This window comes from Maribacter sp. R77961, assembly GCF_044594925.1.
Classification (GTDB): domain Bacteria; phylum Bacteroidota; class Bacteroidia; order Flavobacteriales; family Flavobacteriaceae; genus Maribacter.
Genome location: NZ_CP138991.1, coordinates 1,032,522 through 1,056,307 on the forward strand (window position 1 = coordinate 1,032,522; position 23,786 = coordinate 1,056,307).

Annotated in this window: 18 protein-coding genes; 5 read left to right on the forward strand and 13 right to left on the reverse strand. The window is 32.2% G+C overall.

The window, feature by feature from the left end; translation table 11 throughout:
• Nucleotides 1-80 precede the first annotated feature (80 nt).
• Nucleotides 81-206, reverse strand: coding sequence for a hypothetical protein (locus SJY09_RS04470; protein WP_396637762.1), 126 nt, complete (start codon nt 204-206; stop codon nt 81-83).
• Between the two features lie 277 nt (nt 207-483).
• Here SJY09_RS04470 and SJY09_RS04475 point away from each other — a divergent pair, with 277 nt between their 5' ends.
• The gene (locus SJY09_RS04475; protein WP_396637763.1) at nt 484-2,400 is read left to right on the forward strand and encodes a hypothetical protein; all 1,917 of its coding nucleotides are present in this window, start codon (nt 484-486) and stop codon (nt 2,398-2,400) included.
• Nucleotides 2,401-2,471: 71 nt separating this feature from the next.
• Here SJY09_RS04475 and SJY09_RS04480 read toward each other — a convergent pair whose 3' ends face one another.
• The gene (locus tag SJY09_RS04480) at nt 2,472-3,338 is read right to left on the reverse strand and encodes a hypothetical protein (RefSeq protein ID WP_396637764.1); all 867 of its coding nucleotides are present in this window, start codon (nt 3,336-3,338) and stop codon (nt 2,472-2,474) included.
• Nucleotides 3,332-7,186: a hypothetical protein gene (locus SJY09_RS04485; RefSeq protein ID WP_396637765.1), complete on the reverse strand. Its 3,855-nt coding sequence runs from the start codon at nt 7,184-7,186 to the stop codon at nt 3,332-3,334. The genes SJY09_RS04480 and SJY09_RS04485 overlap by 7 nt, the downstream gene beginning before the upstream one ends.
• A gap of 891 nt (nt 7,187-8,077) precedes the next feature.
• Here SJY09_RS04485 and SJY09_RS04490 point away from each other — a divergent pair.
• The 4 genes from SJY09_RS04490 to SJY09_RS04505 all read left to right on the forward strand — a co-directional run bounded on the left by SJY09_RS04490 (nt 8,078) and on the right by SJY09_RS04505 (nt 11,370).
• A complete protein-coding gene (locus SJY09_RS04490; protein ID WP_396637766.1) occupies nt 8,078-9,442 on the forward strand; it encodes a caspase domain-containing protein in 1,365 nt (454 codons plus the stop codon).
• A 455-nt stretch (nt 9,443-9,897) separates the two neighbouring features.
• On the forward strand, nt 9,898-10,347 hold the full coding sequence (locus SJY09_RS04495) for a hypothetical protein (protein ID WP_396637767.1): 450 nt from the start codon (nt 9,898-9,900) through the stop codon (nt 10,345-10,347).
• Between the two features lies 1 nt (nt 10,348).
• Nucleotides 10,349-10,879: a multiprotein-bridging factor 1 family protein gene (locus tag SJY09_RS04500; protein WP_396637768.1), complete on the forward strand. Its 531-nt coding sequence runs from the start codon at nt 10,349-10,351 to the stop codon at nt 10,877-10,879.
• 5 nt (nt 10,880-10,884) lie between these two features.
• Nucleotides 10,885-11,370: a hypothetical protein gene (locus SJY09_RS04505; RefSeq protein WP_396637769.1), complete on the forward strand. Its 486-nt coding sequence runs from the start codon at nt 10,885-10,887 to the stop codon at nt 11,368-11,370.
• A gap of 192 nt (nt 11,371-11,562) precedes the next feature.
• On the opposite strand, the gene SJY09_RS04510 is transcribed toward SJY09_RS04505, so the two are convergent.
• From SJY09_RS04510 to SJY09_RS04555, 10 genes are all read right to left on the reverse strand, one after another.
• Nucleotides 11,563-12,000 (reverse strand): gamma-glutamylcyclotransferase family protein, encoded by a 438-nt coding sequence (locus SJY09_RS04510; RefSeq protein ID WP_396637770.1) that lies wholly within the window; start codon nt 11,998-12,000, stop codon nt 11,563-11,565.
• Nucleotides 11,997-13,151: a hypothetical protein gene (locus SJY09_RS04515; protein WP_396637771.1), complete on the reverse strand. Its 1,155-nt coding sequence runs from the start codon at nt 13,149-13,151 to the stop codon at nt 11,997-11,999. The genes SJY09_RS04510 and SJY09_RS04515 overlap by 4 nt, the downstream gene beginning before the upstream one ends.
• Entirely contained in the window at nt 13,138-13,974 is an 837-nt protein-coding gene (locus SJY09_RS04520) for a hypothetical protein (RefSeq protein ID WP_396637772.1), read from the reverse strand. Before SJY09_RS04520 ends, SJY09_RS04515 begins: the two co-directional genes overlap by 14 nt.
• Before the next feature lie 479 nt (nt 13,975-14,453).
• Entirely contained in the window at nt 14,454-16,139 is a 1,686-nt protein-coding gene (locus SJY09_RS04525) for a leucine-rich repeat domain-containing protein (protein WP_396637773.1), read from the reverse strand.
• A gap of 613 nt (nt 16,140-16,752) precedes the next feature.
• Complete coding sequence (locus tag SJY09_RS04530) at nt 16,753-18,138, reverse strand: FAD-binding oxidoreductase (RefSeq protein ID WP_396637774.1); 1,386 nt, start codon at nt 18,136-18,138, stop codon at nt 16,753-16,755.
• 35 nt (nt 18,139-18,173) lie between these two features.
• Complete coding sequence (locus SJY09_RS04535; RefSeq protein ID WP_396637775.1) at nt 18,174-18,680, reverse strand: nuclear transport factor 2 family protein; 507 nt, start codon at nt 18,678-18,680, stop codon at nt 18,174-18,176.
• A gap of 60 nt (nt 18,681-18,740) precedes the next feature.
• The gene (locus tag SJY09_RS04540) at nt 18,741-20,393 is read right to left on the reverse strand and encodes a leucine-rich repeat domain-containing protein (RefSeq protein ID WP_396637776.1); all 1,653 of its coding nucleotides are present in this window, start codon (nt 20,391-20,393) and stop codon (nt 18,741-18,743) included.
• Between the two features lie 247 nt (nt 20,394-20,640).
• Complete coding sequence (locus SJY09_RS04545; RefSeq protein WP_396637777.1) at nt 20,641-21,147, reverse strand: nuclear transport factor 2 family protein; 507 nt, start codon at nt 21,145-21,147, stop codon at nt 20,641-20,643.
• A 228-nt stretch (nt 21,148-21,375) separates the two neighbouring features.
• Complete coding sequence (locus tag SJY09_RS04550; RefSeq protein ID WP_396637778.1) at nt 21,376-22,464, reverse strand: nickel-binding protein; 1,089 nt, start codon at nt 22,462-22,464, stop codon at nt 21,376-21,378.
• Between the two features lie 660 nt (nt 22,465-23,124).
• The gene (locus tag SJY09_RS04555; protein WP_396637779.1) at nt 23,125-23,628 is read right to left on the reverse strand and encodes a YybH family protein; all 504 of its coding nucleotides are present in this window, start codon (nt 23,626-23,628) and stop codon (nt 23,125-23,127) included.
• Nucleotides 23,629-23,786 lie beyond the last annotated feature (158 nt).

Consider the following 23,786-nt stretch of genomic DNA (forward strand, 5'->3'; position numbering starts at 1 on the left):
TTGATTGAAACTTTTCTTTAGATACTTATAACATTATGTCAAATAGACTGTTAACATTATAACCAGTAACCCGTTTAGTTTTATCTTTTTTTCTTGATACGGCAAAGCATGCTTTGAGCGAGATGAAGCGCTGGCGAAACAAAAAAATGCCAACGCTTCAACCCGCCACCAAAAGCAATCAGCCACTGGCTAATTTCTTTTGTCACGTAGATAATTTTGGAAACAATGTACGGTTCAGTCGCTATATTCTAGAAAGCAATCTAACTTTTAAGACTCCTTTGTACCCCTTGAAATATCAAGGTGGTCAACAAACCTTATTACCAGCCCCCTAAAATTTTTAACGCTCCTCTCCCCTATTGTTTTGCCAAAATTCTCTTAGGCCATTTTGCCGCCGCTTCATCTGGGTATAAAGGTAATTTCCTCTTTGCATAAAACTTGTTTATTATCTTAGATAAAAGAATCCTTACAAACTCCACTTTACTCATGTCAAAACCTCCAAAACTTAACCCCACTTTTTTTTGTATAGCAAACAGAGAAGAAAATATATTAACAGCTATTGTTTCATCCCACATAAGTTCTAAAGATGAGTACCCTTTAGTCTTCTCCTTTTCTGAAGTGACACATGCCAAAGACTATAAAAGTTTAAATACTACTGATGAACATCAGATATCCAGGTCTAGAGCTACTACATTAGATATTGACTTGAGCAATACCTTAAAAAGGATAGGAGGATGTGAATATCTAATTTTAGTTGGGCTAAGTGAAAATCAAAAAACATACTTGTCTTTTACGGAAACTTATAATGTTATTGAAATTGCCACTTTAGATGATATATGCACCTTTATACAACCAATTAGTGCTAAAGAAACTATCCCCTGTAAAGAGGGGCAAGTATATGAGGGCCTACAACTGGCTTCTACTCAAGGAAAAGCAATTAAAATCGATGAAAATGCCGAAGTAATTGAGTTAAAAAAAAGAAATAAAGGAGGATTGATTGTGACCGAAAACGATAATTCAATTTCTACAGTTGTTGCAACAAACTATGCTATTTCTATAAATGCAGATATTGAAATTATTGAGCCTTTTAAATTCCATGAAAAAAAGTTTTTAGAGTTAATTGAACCATGGCGAGAAGAAGTGAAAAATGGAAAAGAAGAAAAATCTTTAAAAGAACTAAAAGCGCTTATTTATGGCAAAATAAATCATATTAACTTTCTAAATCACGATTTCGTGACATTTTTCACTATTGGAGCACCATACTCTTTAATCATTGAAAATATAATACCTAGTACTTATGTAGGATTAAAACTTAATCCAGATTTTTTCATTTTCAACAATATTTGTTTTCAAGATGATTTTAATATTGACTCAGCGATTGTATTCTCTCCAAGGTTTTTTTCTATAGAAGAAACAGACTTTGTAATTAATAAACTTAGAGAAAATCATTACGAAGTAAATGAATTAATCAAAGAGAATGCTACCTCACATAACTTAGATTTTTATGTAAAGGAATTACCTTTCAATATTTTGCATCTTTGCGGTCACGGTAATCAATCAGAAGGGTCGTTAATAGAGGAAAGGTATGTAGATCAATTTGGTAAGGAACACATATTTGAATATTTTATAACATGGAGTTTTTCGCCAGGACCAGGTAGGAAAGCCAAAAATGGAGAACCTCTTATTAAAGTAACCAAAAAAATATTTCCCAAAAAATTAAATGGATTCTCTTTTAGAACCAAAGAGTTCAAGGAACAAAATTTTGCCTCATCAATTTTTCCTAAGATGATTAATACTGTACCAGTTAAGAAAAATCAAATTAGTTCAAAAAGAGTAACACTTGAAAACTCTCATGAAATTGCATGTCATACATTTAGTCATTTAGGGCTCTTTAGTCATCTAGCGGCTGGGCATTCGCCATTAATCTTTAATAATACTTGTTGGTCAGCTTTTGATATCAAAAATCACTTAATAACCGTACGCGCAAGAGTCTACATCGGCACATTATGGAATATAAATAATTCAGTTGCTTTTAAATCTGCGGAGTCATTTTATAGCAGCCTTTTTGATGAAACAATTTTAGAGGCTTTGCAAAAATCAATGGTTCATTCAAAGAATACCAAAGACCAAGATATCTATATCTTTTACGGACTTCACTTTACAAAACTAAAAAAGGGAAGTTCTATAGCAAATAGTAAAAGGGACGTTGCCATTCGTTTACTTCAATCTTTAGATACGTGGAAAGGTAATTTAAGCAGAGCTAATGATGATTCTATCAAAGAAAATATTGAAGATTTAATTGGCTGGAATACCACCCTAATAACCAAAAAATACCGCAAAGAACTTTTAGAAATTATTGGAAAAGAAAAACTTATGGAGTATGTTAAAAAGAATTGGATTTGATGATTAACTATCCTCCAATCTGTTTTTTTTAAAGTTTTCTTAAGCTGTTACACTTTTCAATATGCTCAATTTTACATAGGTACTTTAGTTCTATGATGTGAAAGTTTTGATTGAAATAAATTCAATACATCTTCAGTTAGGTTTTTTGTATTATTTACAACACTATCTACGAAGGTATTTAAAACTAAATCCGAAATTACCCCACCGCCTGCTGGTTGAGGAAAACCTGTGGTCGAATTATCATAATTCTTTACAACATATTCATTAGATATTGAATCTATATTTAAGTTTAATGAATAGCCATGAATAAAACTATTACGTAAAGAATTGATTTGAGATAGATATTGGTCTAAGTATGTACGATGAGAAGTCAGCCATATGTAAAATTCATCATTTTTTCTATAATCTAACTCAACTAAATTGTCCCAATAGGCAATTAAAACTCTCAGATGAACACTTAAGTGTGGATTTCGGTCGCCAAATACTACTCTCTTTTTAATTAATAACTCTATTAGTTTTACTAGGTTTTCATATAAAGAGGCAATATTTAATATGAACAATTGAAAGTTGATATTTACAACTTCCCTATACATATTTGGATCAATTATTTCAATTGTTTTTTTTAAAACTCTTGTATCGTAATAAAATTCAGCTTCTATAAATTTACTTCCAATTAGTGTATTGTTAACAATAATATTCTTATCGTATTCAGAACCGAAATAGGTATAAAAAATAATCTCTGCTTCTCTCTGTTTTAATTCAATTGCCTCTATAATTACTTGGACATCCTCAATTTTTAATCTGTTTTTACTTGAACTTGCACGATTAAAAATGTCATGTAATCCCTGATTAAACAAACCATTCCCTCTCTTTATTAAAAGTGAAGAAATAATTGCCTCTTTTTGAATTGTAAAATCTGTCAGTTTTTCTCTTACCATATCTCTCCATCTTCGTCATTCTTACTTCTGTCTATTTCATTTTGTACAGATTTTAATACTTTTTGGAAAAAATCTTTAATCTTAAGAGATTTAGCTTTTGGTTTTTTCAATGTACTTTCTAGTAATTCTTTTAATTGTAAATCAACCGAAAAAGGTTGCCCTGGAGTACCTGATTTGACACCTAAAGAGGTCAAAGAAATATAACATTGGGTAACATATTCCTTGATTTTTTCCTCATCATTAAAATTTTCGTAACAAGTTTCTAATAGCTTAATTACCAATTCGATAAAGTATTCCTCCTTTTGTTTAAACTCAGATAAGGAGTGAATAATATTTATCAATTTATCATAATCTAAATTGTATTTTTCAATCAATTTAGCATAAGTGTTTTTTGTTACTTTGTTTAGATGTTTATCGGTTGCAAATAATTTTATTATATTTTTCGCATAAAAATGTTCATAGGATTTAAAATTGAAATCAACAAACCAGTTGAGAACATCAGAGAATAATTTTTCTTTTTGTTCAATCGAAAGTTCTTTAGTTATGCCTCCACCGCTATGAGTTGGAACATAATCATAACCTAATAAACTCTTTGTTTCAGATACGTATTTCCGTTTAAATAGAAATCTGTTTTCTATGTATTTAAGTACTTCCTGAAATCCATTTCTTTTAATTATCTTATTTAGAAACCTCTCAACGCCGTAAGATATATTTAATCGAAGCGTGTCTTCAAATAATAGATTCTTTATTTCTGGAAAAAACTTATCTTCTACTGGATCTAATCCTAAAAATAGACTGTCAAGATGTCTTTCATTACATTTACTTAAATAGGTCTTTATTTCTTTTACTGCTATTTTTTTATCATAATAAAACAAAGTTGGAAGAGTTGATGCAAGATTAAAATAGTTCTCTGTGGTAGAATCTTTTAATAAAGAAGTAATAAGGTCAATATCCTTAATCTTTAAAATGTCTTTTTTGCCAGTCCTGTTAATTACGTTGTGAATCCTAAAAGAATGATAAATAAGGATTAGGCAATTTCTTGCTTCAGTAGTTTCCTCTTTTTCTAAAACTTCAACATAATTCCAATAAATATTTTCGTGATTCTTCGAAAACCGTAATCTCCTATACATACCAGAGCAATAACTGATAACAAAATTTTTATTCGTTGCCCATAGGTAGTCAATAAATTCTATAGTTTTAATTAAGTCCTCAGAAATTGTATCTATAAACTCATAGAAAAAACTTGGTACGTATTCACTTTGTTCAATAACTTTTATCAAACTATCCCCCAAGTCAGGTGCAGAATTATTTTCTGCTAGTTTTAGTGCTTCTAACTTGTATTTTTTTAATTCATCATTAATTTTGCCATCGTATTTGGGATTAAACAAATCAAGTAATTTTTCAGCAAGATCATTTTCTGAAAGATTCTCATTTATCCTAACAATAATTTCATCATAAGAAGTATCAATACCCCACCGTTGGAACCAATACATTTGATCCTTTATAAACTGTTTTTGCTTCAATTCAAGCAAGTTTTCAGAAGAAATTGAAAGCAAGAAATCCAATACTGTTTTTATTTCTTCTTTACCCTTATAGCTTTTATTTCTCGCAGCAAATATTTCTCTTGGTACATCTACTAATATCTTAAGAGTTTCTTCCCGAAGCTCTTTAGATTGACTACTATTGAAAACATTGATTAATACTTCAATTGATTCTTGCCGTAACTTTCTTACATACTTGTTTTCTGGAATATGCAGGGTATACATTTGGATAGAATGTTTTTGAAACAAGTGAGGTTCTGTGCCGGTAAATTCAAGATTTAGTATTGATTTCAAAGCCTTAAGGGCAAATAATTTCATGTTTCCATCTACCTTTTTTAATTCTTCTTTACTAGCAACAAGTATTTGGTTTTGTAGCTTGCAAGTAAAGCCGTCAAAACGGTCACTTTTTCTAAAATTTGCAATATTTGAAACAATGCCATCATCATTTAATATTTGATAAAACTCTCCAGAATAAGAAAAAGAAAGGATAAAATAATCTTCCAGTTGAAATAAACTTCTTAGAATGCTTTTCAGGTTATTAGTAATAGAATCAAGGGAGTAGTTTTTATATTTTAAAGATTTTTGAAACTCATGAAATAAGGGATGAGCTTCATTTGAGTAGATAGAGATAACTTTTTTAACAGCTTCAGATGCAAGCATTGGCATTGAATATGTAATTGAATGTATTGTATCAAGTGTTCTAGTAAGAGTTTGATAATCAGAACACGTATCAATTTTTTTTACATGTTCTTTCAATAAATTCTCTAAAATCAAATTGTTTTCCTCATGCTGATAAACATAACCAATGTTTTTTATAATATTATTTATGTACTCACCATATTCGGGAAGTTTTAATTCTAACCAGTTTTTTGACATTAGAGCCTCCTCCAAAATTAAGTCACTATACATATCAGGTTTAATCATTAGTTGATAGTGCCCTGATAGAATATTTTGATTTTTTAATGCGTGTAGAATAAGTTGAACATCTTCACTCGGGACGTTCTCAGTATTTGCGATTTGATTAATCAGATTACTATCTTCAATCTGTATAGGCTCAACTAGTGTAACTAGTTTTATTACTTTTTTAATGTCTCGCTTTTGTATTTCAGCTTCAGTACTCACAACTGAAGAGAAATTTTCAAAATGTAACTTTACATAAGTCTTTAAAAAAGAATCTTTCTTAATATTTGCTAAAGGTATTCCACTCTTTACAACTTTTAGTAAGGTTGTTATCATGATAGGGACACCATGAGTTAATTCTACAAAGTATCCCAGATATTGATTTATTAGAAACCCGTTTAACTCTCCTTCCAGAAATTGAATGGTTTCTTCCCGTGTTAGTTGATTAAGTTCAAGAGGTTTAACCAATTGATTTCTATCATTTACAGTTATTTGGCTTATAACTTTTTCTAAGAAATAACTTCTAACAGTCAATAAAAGTTTTACCCTATTGCTCTTTATTCCCTTTACCAGAGTAATTAAATCTGCTAATTCTCTTTCATCATATTTATCTGCATCATCTATAAGGACTATGTAATTTTTTTCTCCTGATAATGCTTTCTGTAAGACTTCTAAATTGATTTGATGAGTGACAATTACCAATCCAATCCAATCACTCTCACTATCAATGTATTGTTGAAAAAATTCTATACAAAGTCTTGTTTTACCAATCCCAGCTTCACCCTTTATGATTGCAACTTTCTTTGAATCATCTTTGATAAAGCTTACTAATTCTTTTATTTTTTCCTCTCTATGGTAAAATTTATTTGACAATTCATAAGAGCCTCCATCTTGAGGGTTTAACTCGTTTCGAAAGAATTCCGAATATTCTTGAATCAAATACTTTGATTCCTCAGTATACCAGAGTTTAACAATCGGATGATGTGCTAAAAGAGTATTTATTTTTGCTCCATCCCATATCTCAAATTGAATTTGTTTATTTCCATTTTTGATACACTCAGCAGCAATATTTAGAAGTTCCTTTCTCTGTTTTGGATTGAATTCAACGTTCGTAATGAAAATAACACTCGTTTCATCATTAATATTTTTACTTAAATCAAGTTTAATTTGATGTTTAGTCTGGTTGAACCCAGCTACCCGGCCTGTATTAGGATGATGAAATTTTGCTTGAAACCTCCATTTTCCTTGCTGACCATTATATTCGCCTTCGAAAAAACCGTCAATTCCTTGATCAGCACCAGGGGCACTATACGGCACATAATTTTTACCAACCTCAAAGCTCAACAAATCATTGCAAAAGCTTTGAAATTTATCTCCGTCAAATTCTGTCCAGTTAACAGTATGCATTTTAATTTTTCTTGTTTTTCATATATAAATAATCATATTTTATAGATTTAACATTAAAACAATCTATATCTGAAAGAATTTTCTGCGAGATTTTGTAACCCAAATAAGCCTAATTCAAATTTAGAAAAAATATAAGAAGTAAATTATCACAGAGTTCCGTTATACATAATATTTTTAAACGATAATGTCATTCCACACACATTGCCCTCCCTCCTACCGTCGGTCAGTTAATAAGTGTTCCATTACCTTTTCAGAAGAAGCTTTTAAAAGAAAAATTTAAAGAAGAATAGTACCAATTACTTTGCTTTACCAAAGCAAAGTGTCATAACGCAAGACATTATGATACAAAAAGGAACGTAAGTATTTAAGGGTCAACATCTTAGTTTTAATTCATAATTCTATATTATGTAAAATATCCCTAAAACCGCTGAGAATCAATTAAAATTTAGAACAGGGTCATTAAACTTTTTTAAGCGGTGTCTGCGACGCATATTTTCATTTGTACCATAATTAGCCGTTATGTAAAATTGCCGCTGCCTACGCGCTCATTGCTTTTTAAAATCAAATTGCTCAGGCAATTTATTTTAAACACAATCTCCAGCCGCATAGCCAACGCCATTTAAAAGCTAGCCTTTTAGATTCATTCAAAATTTGAGTATTCGAGGAAATGTGTGCAAGATTTTTTTCTAAAGCATTCTTGTCAGCTTGCCGCAACAGCTAAAATTTTCTCTGCGAGCAAAATTCTTAGCCCTTGCTAACCTCTCGTCTTGTTTGAAGCTTTTCTTTAGGTACTTCTAACATTATGTCAAATAGGATTTGACCTATTCTTTGAACTATGATATACTTGAAATTACTAACTTAATTGCGGAGAAAGTTTCAATAAATCCGAATATGAAGAAGATCGCACTTGTAATTGGTATTAATGATTATAACCATTTTGATAATCTGGACAATTCCCGTAATGATGCTAATGATATGCATAAATTCCTTGAAAAGAATGAGTTTGAGGTTACCCCTTTATTTGACCTAAATAAGCATGACTTAGAAAATGCTATCAATGAGTATAAACAAAAAATTGATAATCAAACGATAAGTGTTTTTTACTTCTCCGGGCACGGTCTTCAATTAGAACAATATAATTTTTTAGTCTCTAAAGATTCTGAGATAAATACTTTAGAAGATATTCCATATAATAGCACCAATATTTCTTCTTTATTTTCAGATATCTCTGATGATGTTGATTTTACTCATATAGTCATTTTGGACGCTTGTAGAAAAACTCCGTTTAGTACTGGTTTAGGGAAAGTTACTACAGGTATGGGTATGGACACACCGAGAAAAGGTACTATAATTGCCTACGCCGCTGCCCCAGGAAAAGCTTCAATAGAAAGAAAAAAGGAAAGAAATGGAGTTTTTACAAAAAACTTGCTCAAAAATATTGCAATTCCAAATGTTAACATTGAACAAGTATTAAAGAACACCCGTACTGAATTACTTAGTGACACAAACAACAAACAGACAAGTTGGGAAGAATCTTCATTACATGATGAATTTTGCTTCATAGTTGAAGATGTTGCTATATTGGAATTTCAAGAGATTATTGAACAGTTCCTTGGTACGGCAGATAATCCATTGTTACAAAAAGTTCTTCCCTTTTTACAACCTAAGTATTTTCATGAATTGTCTTTGGAACATTTACATTTAGCACTATCATTAAATATCATTGCCTTTGAAGATGAGCAAGAAGAAAAAGTTCAAGCTACAATTGACCCAGATTATTTTCAATATGATTTACTCTTAGAGCGCTTAACTCTATTTCAAACACGAATAGTTAATGAGGATATATGTGAGAATATTATTGATAATACAATTTTGGAGCAAATCGAAATCATAAATGGTATTAACTATGGTAATAATGAATTACTGAGTGCAGAAGATGCGTTCCCTCACTTTATGATAAGTCAAATTAAATATGATGGTAGTGAAGGTTTATTAGCCTGCTTTTCATCTTTTATAGAAGGGTTACACTATATCAAACCAATGATTTTTCTTAAAAATGATACCCTCCAAACAATTTGTTTTAAGGCCATGATAGGCGACAGAGCCGTTGATTTTTTAAAAAAGTTTGTTGAATTAAGAAAGCCTTTTGAAGAAGATACTCCAAATTTAATGAATGTAGTTGAAGATGTTGAAATAAGTACACGAGAGGAACTTTGGAAATTCTTTAATGGAGACGATACCGAGGATAACAATTAGTAAGAAGGATTCAATTCTATATTGGGTATGTATTCTTTTTTTCTTGATAAAAAAAGAAACAAAAAAATCAAGGCTTACAGATAATTTTAGAAACAATGTACGGCTCAGTCGCTATATTCTAGAAAGCATTCTAACTCTTAAGACTGCTTTGTACTCCTTGAAACATTAAGGTGGTTAACAAACCTTAGTACCAGCCCTCTAGAATATGGCCGCTCCCCTCGCCTATTGTTTAGCTAAAATTCTCTTAGGCCGTAAAAACAATAAATTTGTTATAATAACCTACGAAAAAAGTAGTCTAAAGTTAAATGTAAGTTAACCTATTATATTACTTTTAGTCAAATATTTGTCAGATTGAAAAATAAAACTAAATTTACAGAGTTAACTTATAAGTGAAGTCAGAGGTCAAAATAGTAAGAATTAAAGATTTCGATTTCGCAAAAGTTAGATACTATACTTTGGAATTTGAAGATGATAGTCAAGAAGTGAAAAAATTCTTTGACAAGTATCAAGAAGAATATTCAAAAAGTGTTAGTTATATTAAAATGTGGATTGCTGAAATCGGCGAAAAATATGGAGCAGAAGAAAGATTTTTTAGGCCTGAGGATAATGCTGGTGCACTACCTCCTCCCTCTCCCCTTCTTAGAAGACTGGATAAGGAATTTGACAAAGAAAACTTATCATTACGACTATACTGTATAGTGTTGAGTCCAGAAATAGTAATATTAGTAAATGGCGGTATCAAAGAAAGTCAAGCAACAAGAGATAGCCCATCTTGTTGGAAGGAATTTCAATTTGTATCAAATATAGCCTCTCAATTGGGAAGATTAATCAAGCAAGGACATCTCACAATTAATGGAAAAGTTCTTGAAAGAAGTGAATCATTTAAACTAACATACACAAAATAATATGCCTTCTAAAGCTTATTTGAAAATGCTTAATGACATTCCTAAAGAAATTCAGGATGATGTAATTGAATCAGTAAGTATAGCAAATGAAATTCATTTAGTTCTAAAAGAAAAAGGTCTGCTTCCAGCTGATTTAGCTAGGTTACTTAATAAATCCGAGTCGGAAATAAGTAAGTGGTTAACAGGAATGCACAATTTTACTTTTAAGACTGTTAGAAAGATTGAGGATGTTTTGGAAACTAAACTTTTGGTTACAAATTCCTCAAAAATTGCTGAATATGAAGAAAAATTAACTATCGCTAACAAAAAAATATTACAACTTAAGGAGAAGGTTGACAGCTTAAACGATAAAATAAATAATGAATTTAGTTTTGATGAGTCATTAAGTTTTATGTTTTCATCTTCAATGATACAGAGCGATTCAATTGAAGATAGATATGTAGCTAATTTTATACCTAATGAAGGTGCGGATAAAATCAAGATAAAAGCTGAGACTAAAAGTACATTGTCATTTCAGGTTTTCAATTGTTAATAAAAATGGCTCAAGACACAAAAAATAAAAATAAAGATTCATCTAGTAAAACAATTAGAGTAGAAATTATTGAGTCTATTCCAAGTAGTTTTTTTATTCAAGATTTGGAGAAAATTGACACCTCTAAAATAACCACTAAAGACTTGGAGTATCAATTGAAAATTATTACTTCTTTGAATAGTGACGAAAAGTTGATTAAAATTGATTTAGAATTAGACGCATACTTGTTAAAGAAAGGTAAATCTGAAGAAGAGAGCCTTTTTGGTATTAAAAGTCATACAATATTTAGAACTCCAGACTTTAATAAAATAGTTGGTAAAGACGAAAAACTTTCTGCACCGGATGATTTTATTAGGAAACTGTTAAATATATGTATTGGTGGAATAAGAGGGATGCTTTCTACAAAACTTACAATAACAGAGTTGAGTAACGTAACATTGCCTCTTTTAGATTTAAGTTCCATAAAGGAAGTCAAGGAGCATAAAAAATAATAACCATTCCACACACATTACACTCCCCTCCTACCGTCGGTCAGTTAATAAGTGTTCCATTACCTTTTGAGACGAGAGTTTTTAAAAGAAAAATTTAAAGAAAGAGAAGTACCAATTACTTGCTTTATCCAATCTGTATAATAATGTCTTGCATTATGTACAAATTAGTATAACAATTAAATTATAGAACCTTTAGAGGAATGCACAATTTATATTATTAATATAAAATTCTCTACACCCTATCAAGTATTCATTTAAGTTGTTCTTCTCAAAATTATCTAGATCCCATGATTTTCCAAGTGAGAGGTATTTATATCTATCCTTTAGGACATAAACATATGCCCTTGTATAACTGAAATCTTTTTTTTTGATTTCTAAACTTCTTCTGTCATAGATTGAATCCTCAAATAAATCTAAAAGTATTAAAGTTTTTTTGGAAATATTTTCAACTAAAAGTCCGTTAATATTAGAATTTGTATTTTTCAGAATTCCTGGATATACTCTTTTTTTTAAAGCAAACCTAAAATGGTTTTCAAGTATCGCTTCTTGATAATTCGGGTTTTCTCTAGTGACCGAAAAAAACACTTTTTCATTCATGAGAGTACCGTAAACAAAAACATTGTAAGTCATTCAATTTCTTTCATTATCATGTCATATGACATAAATTCGTTATAAGCCTTTTTTAAAAACTTGGTTTTATCAAGATTGCTTTTATTGGCAATTCTATAAAAACTTAAAAAACTTATTGGATATACAAATTGGTAGGAGCGATACAGGGGATTGTAAGACCTGCTTATTAAATCAGAAAAAATATCATCCTCTTTTGCCCAGGGAACAAAATTTAATTTATAATCGATTACCTCTTCGATTGCTTTACCATTATTTATTTTTAAATGAATATTGTTATTTATTAAACTAGAATATAAAGATACAAGAATTCTTAATTTTATAAGTTTTACGTCTTTCTTCTCTATTGAGGATAAAACAAATAAAGGTAGAGTTTGAGCAATTCCTTCAAATAAAAATTGTTCAGGACCATACACAGTGGTGATTCCCCATATGGGACTCATTTTATTTCTTTCAATGTTATCTCTCCATACGTCCATTTGGGTACAATGCGCAAGTAACTCATGATATACGAAACGAGATGCTTCAACTTTGGTTAATGAAAGATTATTTTGATTTAGTCTCAATCTAAATTTATCATAATTACCATCGACCCAATAAGACCAGTACTCGTTATTTTTTACAAGTTCAAAATCTATTTTAAAATCAATAGCTCTACCCAAAAATTCTTCAAAAAATGGTTTTTTATCATTAAAAACACTCTCAATCAGTTTTATGATTTCATCTTTTGAAATTTTCCCCTCATATACGTTTAGCCCTTTTATTAAATCTTTATTAAAACCTAAATTTAACTCATTTGCTAAAGAGACTATTTCATTTTTAATTTCATTAGTAGTTTCCTCTCCGAATTCAACTACAGGAACATTTTGGGTTTGTAGAATATATTCTGAAAAGGGTATTTGCTCACCCATTAGAGACCTTAAGTAGGTTATTGATGCTATAACCTTTAATCTTCTTTGATCATTACTATCTAATTTTTGCTTAATATTTTTAAGCCTATTTAAAACCTCTAGTCTATTTTTAAACCGGGCAAAGCTTTTGAAATCATCTAATAAATTAAAATCTATAACTCCTTTACCAAAGTTCTCTACCTCTAATTTATCCCATGCAATTAAAACATCTATAATTTCTTTGTCAATCTCATTCATTCTCATAGAACTCCCAAGTTATTTTATATTTTGAATTTGGCTTCGGAAACGCCTTTATCCACTTTATGGTAACTTTGTTTTCCTCCGTTTCCATAGTTGATAAATTTGATTCGATTTCATTCGATATTCCTACTTCGCTTTCATTGATAATATTGCAAGTTTTGAATTTCTTCTCTTTTTGTTGATTTATAATTATTTCAGCATTAACAATATTATGCGCCACTTGCCAATCCCAATAATGGTCTTTCGTGAACATTTTTTTTGCGGTATACGAGTAGCTATAATCAAAAACTTCTTTAGGCTTTATCGAATCAACAAAGTTTACAAAAAATTGTTTCATGTTCTCGTAATCCCTTTGAAGTTGTATCTGAATGGGTACAGCTCTACTAGTGGTTGCTATAATGTTAATATCATCCTTTTGATTTTTCTCAAACCAAATCGATTTTGACTCTCCTAACAGACTTTTAGAACCTATATTAGAAGCTTTAATACTCCAAATAATTTCCGCATCACCCATTTCATTGATATTTATTTCCAATTTGAAGTCTAAATAGATTAATAAACCTTTGGACTTTTTGGGAAGAAGTTTCTTCGTATAATTTAATTTTTTATTTACAGACAAGTCATCATCTTCCCAAATAGACTGGAATTTTTCAAAGAAAAGAAATGAATTGTCTTTTTTTTCATAGAAACCATTATATACTGTACTTAAAAGGCCTGCAACACCGCCTAGAAGGACTATTCCAGTTTCAATACTTGGTTCCTGAAAAAGCCATATAGAAGAGAGAACCATGGCAAGTATCGAAAGAGTAAGAAATATATATTTCATTTAATTACTTGGAAGAATTAGAAAAACTAAAATATATAATTAATTGGCAAATTAATTCTAAAATATTCTATAATTGAGAAAAAATTACAAAAACAGTATATATCAGAAATTATACGGCGGAAAAGTTTTAATGATAAAGTTAATCCATTCCACACACATTGCCCTCTCTCCTAACGTCGGTCAGTTAATAAGTGTTCCATTCCATCTTAGAAAGAAACTTTTTAGAAGAAAAATTTAAAGAAATAGTAGTACCAAATACTTTGCTTTACCAAAGCAAAGTTACATAACGCGGAACATTATAGACCAGATTTACCATTCTATAATTGCAGCCACATCATCTCGCCGAAAAAAGTAATCAGCCACTGGCTCATTACTTTTTCTCGCGTATATCAAATAGCGATAAGTTATAACCTTTCTTAGTGAATTGAAAGCTGCCGATGGTTTTGAATCAATAGTTGAACTTACATCTGATCATGTTTTTATCCGTTATTAAAAAACCAATTATAATTAACAATCAAGTCATTTATTTTTGAGACAGTTGCGTTAGAAACAGTTGAAGTTCCTGGATTATTTAAATAGTTCATATAGCCGTTCATAATTGAACCAGACACTATTTGGTCGTACATGGCCTCAATAATTTGATCTATCTCAGTTTCATTAAACTGATTGTCCCCAATATTTAGATGAGACATTTTGGTATTTAATGAGATATCAAGGTTGCTAAAATTATTGTTCTTAATGTATAATCGTTCCAAGTCAAGATTAGCTGTTAAATCTAATTCTGTCAAATTATTATCGTCTAGATACAAATCTCTCAACATTAAATTTGCCGATAAATCAATGGCGCTCAATTGATTTATGTACAAATCGACACGAACGAGATTTATATTTTTTGACAAGTCTATGTTTTGAAGACTATTTGCACCTAAATTGATTTCCGTTAAGGCCAGATTTGATGAAAGGTCAATAGCCGCTATAGAATTATTTGCCAAATCGAACCGTTCCAAATTTAAATTACTGGAAAAATTTACATTAGTTAAATTATTTTCCCTAGCCAATACCACCTTTAATTTTGAATTATTTGAAAGGTCAAGATTTGAAATTTCATTGCCATCTACCCAAAGAAATTCCATATTAGCATTTTGGGATACGTCCAATGCCATCAATTGATTGTACCGTAACCATACTGTTTTTAAATTTGGATTGTTTGTGAAATCTAAACTTGTTATTTGATTGTAACCAAGACCAAGAAATTCCAAGGCCTCATTTTTAGATGTATTCAACCCAGTAAGTTTACCTGCATATAATGAGCATGATTTCAGCAAACTTAACTTGTCGATATTTACTGTCGTTAGATTACTCACCCAATTGTCTTCTTGGGTGCTACTAAAATCTAAGAGTTCAATGGCTTCTACAGCTCCGCTAACGTTTATAGTATAGACTTCGTTTTGAGTATAGCTGTGTGATAGTATGTTCTCAATACCCGAATCAGGTATTGTAGATACATATTCATCTATTGTACCATCACCCCAGTCAACCAAATATGTAGACCCTGTAACCGACTGTAAATTCAACATTTTTGTTGTGTTGATAATAGACTCGTCTACCGTCAAACTAAAGAAATCTGTATTTTTAGGAAATGTCAAGCTTAAACCCGAATACCCAAAATCAACGGAAGTATAACCTGCAGCATTAAGGTTTTCAGTAAGAGTCTCTTTTGTTTCGTTGGATACTACTACAAAATTAAAAGGCAATGGTTTAGTCGCGAATTGGGCCAAAACTGAATTTTCCTTTGGAGCCATTGAAATGACAACATTATTCACATCGGTCACAATGAACTCCACGACCTTGTAAGTTCCAGATTCTAAATTGATTTCTTGGGTTACATAACTGTCTCCATCTTTTATTAACGCAATCTTCTCTCTGGAAAAAACAGAATTTCCACTAGTATCATCTATACTCAAAAGAACAAATGAGGGATCCAACTTTTTTTGGTTTCCTACGGATTGATTTTTTGCCGTTAAATTCTTTAAATCGATTCGAAATACTTGTTTTCCTTCTAAGACTTTAGATTCCTTATCTAAAGGTACTGTGAGTTCATCATTGTCTGAAGAACAAGAAAAAACAACAAAGGACACCAAAAGGATACACATTATATTTTTCATAATATAGGATGGATAACTTAGAAGTATTGATTATTGGTTTATAACGTAAAACTAATAAGCAAAGTATAGTGTATAGGTATAATTCCGACAATATCATTCCACACACATTTACAAATAGCTTGTCTATTGTTTTTATAAGGTATTTGTGAATCTCCTTCGTCGATTTCACTCCACTCCTATCTAGAGTCGCATAATAAGTGTTTATTCATAACTAGTTATTTGTTTAAATTGGTATTCATGAACCTCGTACCTCGGTTTCATTACCTTTTAAGAAGAAACTTTTTAGAAGACGACATAATTTTTAAAGATTAATAATCTTAAAAAATTTGTGCGAGATGAAGCGTTGGAAAAGAAAGTGTAGTACCATAGACGCCAGCGCAGCATCTCGCTCAAAAATATCAAGGTCTCCCAGACCTTCCCATTTTATGTCATACCAAAGCAAAGTGTCATAATGCGTGACATTACGTCAAATAGCGATAAGTTATAAGTAATTCCAGTAAAATAAAAGTCAAAAATTTTAAAGCCTTTTACTCCTTAGAATTTTTGACAATTCATTTTTTGTAATGCTGCAGGGTAAATTTGGCTTGAGCGTTACAAACCAAAACAACTTCATTTACGGTTTAATATTCTGGTTTACTCTGAATAGATTATCGGGATCGTATGAATTCTTGATTTGAACCAATCTATCATAGTTATGTTTATAACTTGCTTTAATACGATCTTGACCTTCATCCATCATAAAATTGGAATATGCTCCACCCGCCGAATATGGGTGCAATGCTTCTTGATACGCTTTACACCAATCAGTAATCTTGGAGGCATTCTCCGGATCTGCATCAACACCTACATAAACACCTGCATACTTGGCATCGCGATAGGCCCACGGTGTATCCGTAGCTCCTACTCTACTTGCTGCTCCACTTATATGATATAAATGCATTTGTGATAATGGTGTTGGAATGTTAGATCCAAATTTTAAATGTTGTGCAGTAATTTCTGGTGTCAAAGCATTGAAAAAATCTGCTCTCCAATACCATTGCATTCCTGTTGGAAAAAAACCATCGAACATGCTTTGTAAAGCAGGATAAGGCATTTCGCCAACATGTGAAAACACAGGATCAAGGTCTAAAACAGTCTTAAATAGTTCGTTAAATGAATCCGCGTCTCCAGTATAACACCAAACAATGGCACAAAACTGTTTGTTATGCAATTCGGTTGGAAATGGTGATTCTGGGACAATCATAGTCGCTATAAAACCACTTAGGTCTTCAGATGCATTTTGAATAAACCCATCATACCAAGCCATAATCTCCTCAACGCGTTCTATGGGCCAAAACGTAGGGCCGGCGATTACTGTTTTGAGTGGATGCGCCTGAAATGTAAAGGATGTTACGACTCCAAAATTTCCACCACCTCCACGAATAGCCCAAAATAAATCGGTATTTTGTGTTGCATTGACGGTAACGAATGATCCGTCAGCCAAGACCATTTCAGCTTCTAGTAGATTATCTATGGTGAGCCCATATTTCCGACTTAAATAACCAACACCACCTCCAAGGGTTAGACCTCCTACTCCTGTTGATGACACCATTCCGGATGGAATTGCCAAGCCAAAGTCATGGGTTGCGGCATCGACTTCATTCCAAATATTTCCGCCACCGACTTTTACGGTATTGTTCGAAACATCAACATCAACAAACTTGATTCCTGATAAATCAATGACCAGGCCGTCATTACATAGCCCCAACCCTGCACCATTATGTCCACCACCACGAACGGCCACCAATACATTGTTTTCCCTTCCAAAATTTACTGCGGCAATAACATCTTCCACGGTTTCGCACATGGCGAACAACCCTGGGCGCTTGTCTATCATTCCATTATACACTTTTCGGGTGTCATTATAATTTTCATCCTTAGGTAAAACTATAGTACCGGTTAACTGGGACGAAAAGGTTTTTATAGTTTCGGCGGCCAGCTGTTGTATTGAATTTTTCATGTTTCAAGGTATCGATTTAATTATTAATTGGTGGATTAATTCATTTTTAAAGGAGCATGATGCTCGTGTACCATTTTCCATCCGCTATCGGTATTGACGAATAACAGCGTAATTTGGTCATTGACTACTACAAGGTCTTCTCCAAACTTCAAATGAAAATCAGAATGGAAGGTCAGATTGGCCACTTCACCATAAACGGCGATTTGTAAATCTTTTGCATCGAACTTCACAACTTCGGTAACGGCACCAAAGACATTACGCTCATGTGCTTCATTAGCAAGGTCTCCGTTACGGGGTTCCCCATTTTTGAATTCGGTAAACTTTGGACCGTAGGCATGAAAGGAAATCAATTTATCCAAATCTTTGTCTTTAATGCTTTGTGCAATGGCACCAAAGGTTTCCAATACTTCTTGCTTGGCCTCTGGAAATTCATCATTTATCAAATCGGTTTTTACTTCTTGAACTTCACCACTAGTGGTGAATGCTGTTAATGCGATTCCGAAAATCATTAGTACTACTACAAATCTCAATTTTGTTTTCATAATTTCTGTTTTTAATTACTATTTAAACTGTTGTTTTAATTTTGATTAGCTCCCCCTTCTTTAATCACAACCTTCACCTGGGTCAGTGAGAATGGTTAGTATGCCACCATTTGAAACTTGAAGATTACAGACCTCTTGTGGAATGCTCGTTACGGGGTTATTGGTTATGCTTAATAAGGCAAAATTATTGTTCAAATCCCCTAATTCTTTGGGCACCGTACTAAGTTGGTTTCTATCAGCTGCGATAACGGTAAGGGTGTTCATACTACCCATCGTTGCTGGTAAACTTTCAATGTTATTGTTATTTATAGCTAAAGTTTCTAAGGCATTAAGGTGTTCTATGCTAGAAGATAATCTTGTAAGGTTTTTATTGTTCATGGTAATATTTGTTGGGCTACCATTGTCATTAAAAATTACCTCAGGGTAATTGTCAACTCCCCATTCTAAGGTATTACTTGGGTTTGCACTATAAATACTTATCAAAGCATCTAAGGGGGTTATAACACTGATAGTAATGCCGTTGTCAAAACTGATTTCTAATGAATTGTGTTCCGCTAGAAGAATAACTGGTAGTGGAATACCCGTTAGCTGATTATCACGTATATCTAATTGTTCTAGTTCGGATAAAAACCCAATTTCTGAAGGTATTGAAGTAAGTAGGTTATTATCTAAAAATAAATTTTCCAATTTGGTCAATTTGCCCATTTCCTTAGGTAAAGAAGTAAGCTCGTTTTCAGCGAAACTTAAACCTTTTAAACTGGTCAATTGACTAATTTCAGATGGGAGAGAAGTAAGTCGGTTGTACGTTAAAGTTAGAATTTCCAAATTAGTCAACTGACCTATTTCAGGTGGGATAGTGGTTAGTTGGTTAGTATGTAATCTTAAAATTTCCAAATTAGTCAACTGACCAATTTCTGGTGGGATAGCGGTTATTCTATTGTTCGTTAAATCAAGTGTTTCTAAATTCGCCAATTTGCCTATCTCTGATGGGATAGTCTTAATGCCGGTAGTGTGAAAAGTTAAACGTTCCAATTTTGTCAATTCGCCTATTTCTGACGGAACTGAGTTTAATGAAACACCCTCTAGATGTAAGCTTTTTAAACTACTTAACTCTCCTATTTCTTTTGGAATTTCATTTATTTTATCATATTCCGTAACCAGTTCAATGATATCTCCATTTACATTTGTTGAAACACCATTTAAAGAATCCAAATCTGCGGTGTTTTGTAGGTCCCAACCCAAGGTATTATCCGGATTTGCATCTAAAATGGCCTGAAGTATTTGGCGTTGTGTTAAAAGTGCGGTTACCTTTACTGTATAAATAACTTCACTACCATCTTCTGCGGTTATTATATATTCCAATGCATCAGTAAAATCTTGTGCGGTATTTCGATTAATTGTGGCTTGGGCAGATATTTTAATTTCTGGTAAAAGACCATTTATTTCAGTGCCGGCAGGCATGATAGCAGTAATGATCTTGTTTTCTTCATCTATAGTTGCTACCACATTTATATCTATAGGATTGTCCGCAAGCAAAAACACAAAACTGGTTATCCGTTTTTCGCTACTCAACTCAACTTCTTCTTCAATTGATTCAATTACTGCTGTGGTCTCATCTTCTTTGCTGCAACCAGTAACTACAGTTATAAAAATCGCATAAAGTATAAGGCTGATTTTGAGATTGTTTTTCCAAGGTCTTGCTATTGTTTTCATAAAAAAAATTCAAAATGAATATTAACTATAATGCAATGATATCGTGCTTTCAAAAAAATAACTTTCACATTTCATTCAAATACTAGCAGTATTCGATCAGGAGTGAGAAAAGTTTGTACTATTCTTGTAAAAAAAATGTAAAATTGTAAGTAAAGTACTTTTAATCAGTTATTTGCAAATACTAGACTTATCTAGTATAAATAGGGGAAAGTTTGAAAACAGGTGGTTATCAACTAAAAGTTATAAGCTATCCCAAATTCAAAGGAGCATGGTGTTCGTGAACCATTTTCCATCCGGCATCAGTCCGGACAAATAGTAACGTAATTTGGTCGTTAACTACTACTAAGTCTTCTCCGAACATTAGATGAAAATCAGAATGAAAGGTCAGGTTGGCCACCTCACCATAAACGGCAATTTGTAAATCTTTTGCATCGAACTTCACAACTTCGGTAACGGAACCAAAAACATTGCGCTCATGTGCTTCGTTGGCAACATCGCCGTTACGAGGTTCCCCATTTTTGAACTCGGTAAACTTTGGGCCGTAGGCATGAAAAGAAATCAATTTATCCAAATCCTTGTCTTTAATGCTTTGGGCAATGGCGCCAAAGGTTTCCAATACTTCTTGCTTGGCATCAGGAAAGTCTTCATTTATAAGATCAACTTTCACTTCTAAAGCTTCAACTTTTTCTTCACACCCTATTAGTAATATTCCAAAAACTAGTACGCATAAAACTACTGTTAATTTTGTCTTCATTATAGTATATTTTTTATTTGTTCTTGACAAAAGTAGCATGGAATTATTTTCCAAAATTCTACGTTTAGACCAAAAAAATATACTTTTAGACCAAAAGAAAAATGCGTTTAACTAATTGAAAAACAGCTCCCTATTATTTGAAGCACATTACTTCGGAGCTATCCTCCGAAATAACACAAGTAAAAACAATTTGGTTTTGAGACAAGTCACATAATACTTAAACCTCGATTATCGAGTAAAATTTGAAGGGAGAATACCATATTTTTTTTGAAAGCATTTTGAAAAGTAAGCAGGACTACTAAAACCAGTTTGGTAAGCAATTTCAGAAATATTTTGGTTTTGTTTTTCCAAGATTTCCAAGGCTTTGTTTAAACGATAATCCCTTAAAAATATATTGGGGGATTTACCCACCAAATTCATCATCATTCGATACAATTGCGATTTGCTATACCCTAAATTCTTTTCAAAATCATTAACTCCAATTGTAGTTTGCGACCATATGCTTTCCGTATACGTCATTAATTGGGTCATAAATTCTTCATCCCTGGTATTTAGGACGGTAATAGTATTCACTTTAGCTATCGGCTTATTTTGATTTTCACCTTCATAAAGGTCCTTCACTACGGTAGAAATGGAAAAACCACCCTTGGCAATATCACTTAGATAATCTGAGGTTCTTATAGTGTCTTCAAATATGCCGTCTTTTTCGGTAACAGGAGTACCTGCACTTATACCGATTTTAAATTCTAGGTCAGGTGTAATAACTTTGTGATGTGCATTTTGAATTTTTATGCCACAATGAATAGCATCAGTAACAGCATCAAAGGATATTAAAAAAGAATTGGCTTCTTGTTTTACTATCCGTCCATTATTTTGCGACGTTACCGTTTTAATGGTGGTGATATAACCTCTTAACGCAGCTTTCAAGGTGCTAATTTCATCGGTTCGTAGAAGTTTACGCTTTATTTTGAGAACCATTAGCGTTCTAAAAGCGGGGTCGTTGATTATATTAAGACGGACGTTTTTGGCTTTTTCAGGATCTTCAATACGGCCTAAAAAGGATTCCACTATCGTATCGTTTACTTCAATAATACGTGTAGGAACTGCACCATGCGCGTTTTCATGTAGTTCTATGAGTGCTTCTTTACTTGGTGCCTCTATTAAACAAAAGGCAGTTTTTCTTTTTTCATCGCACCAATAGGTAAGTCCACGACAATTGTATTCATGTTCAATATCTAAATCGGCTTTATGCATTTCTGCAACATGTGCTGCTGTAACCCCATCAGGGAGGTTATGTAAATCTAAAAATAATGGCATAGGTGGTTATTTTAAGCGTAATTAATACATGTATTAAGGGGGAGTTTTTGAAAGTACGGAATATTGTGGAAATATGTTTTAAGACTAATAGAAAATATGTTGATGTTTATTGATTTGTTGCCATTACACACACATTTACAAATAGCTTGTCTATTGTTTTTATAAGGTATTTGTGAATCTCCTTCGTCGATTTCACTCCCCTCCTATTCCTTCGACTGCGCTCAGGACAGGCTAGGCTCGCATAATAAGTGTTTATTCATTGCTAGGTATTTGTTTTTTAATGGTATTCATGCATCTCCTTCGTCGATGTCATTACCTTTTAGAAGAAAATTTTAGAAAGAAAAAAATCAAGGAAGATTGTAACAACTTTGCCCGCGCACCAACCCGCTCAAAAAATAAAGATTTCAATCTTTATTTTTATGCCGTAATCAAAGCTCAAGTTACATAACGCGGAACATTATGTTTCAAAAACGAAACATAATTTGACGTGGCACCTGTACTGAGCTTGACGAAGTATCAAATAGCGATAAGTTATAAGTAATTTCGGCGAATTCCTATGTCAAATTATGATCCCGCTAAGAATCTGTATGTGTAACAAAAGTGATTGCCTAATAGTGGACAATCACTTTTTTAGTATAGTTTAAATGAATTAGTCTGAATTTAACTATCTTCTTTTTTCAAAGGAGAATGGTGCTCTGCAACAATTTTCCATCCGTCACTTGTTTTTAAAAATAACAAGGATATTTGGTCATTTACCACGACAAGGTCTTCACCGAATTTTAAATGAAAATCAGAATGAAAGGTTACGTTAGCTACGTCGCCATATACTGCAATTTGTAAATCGTTAGAATCAAATTTCACAACTTTGGTAAGTGCACCGAAAACTTCACGTTCATAGGTCTCATTACCTGCACTACCAACACGGTGTTCTCCCTTATTAAATTCGGTGAACTTTGGGCTGTAGGCGTGAAGGGAAATCAACTTATCCATATCACCGTCTTTAAGACTTTGTGCAATTGTGCCGATGGTTTCCATTATTTCTTGTTTTGATTCAGGAAATTCATCGTTTAATAAATCTACGTGTGCCTTTTTTGATTGTGCCGTGCAACCTGTTGTGAAAAGAGCTAATAACAGCATACTAGCTAGTGTTAATTTTGATTTCATAATGAAAAGTTTTAGTGATTATTTTTAAGTGAAGTACAAGACTATCTCGCACCAATATTTGAATAATCCAAAGATGGAAATACGAGATAAACGCTACCTAACAATCATGTGGCAAGCTTGTTAAGCTTTTGTCCATGAATTTAAATTATGATGCAAAA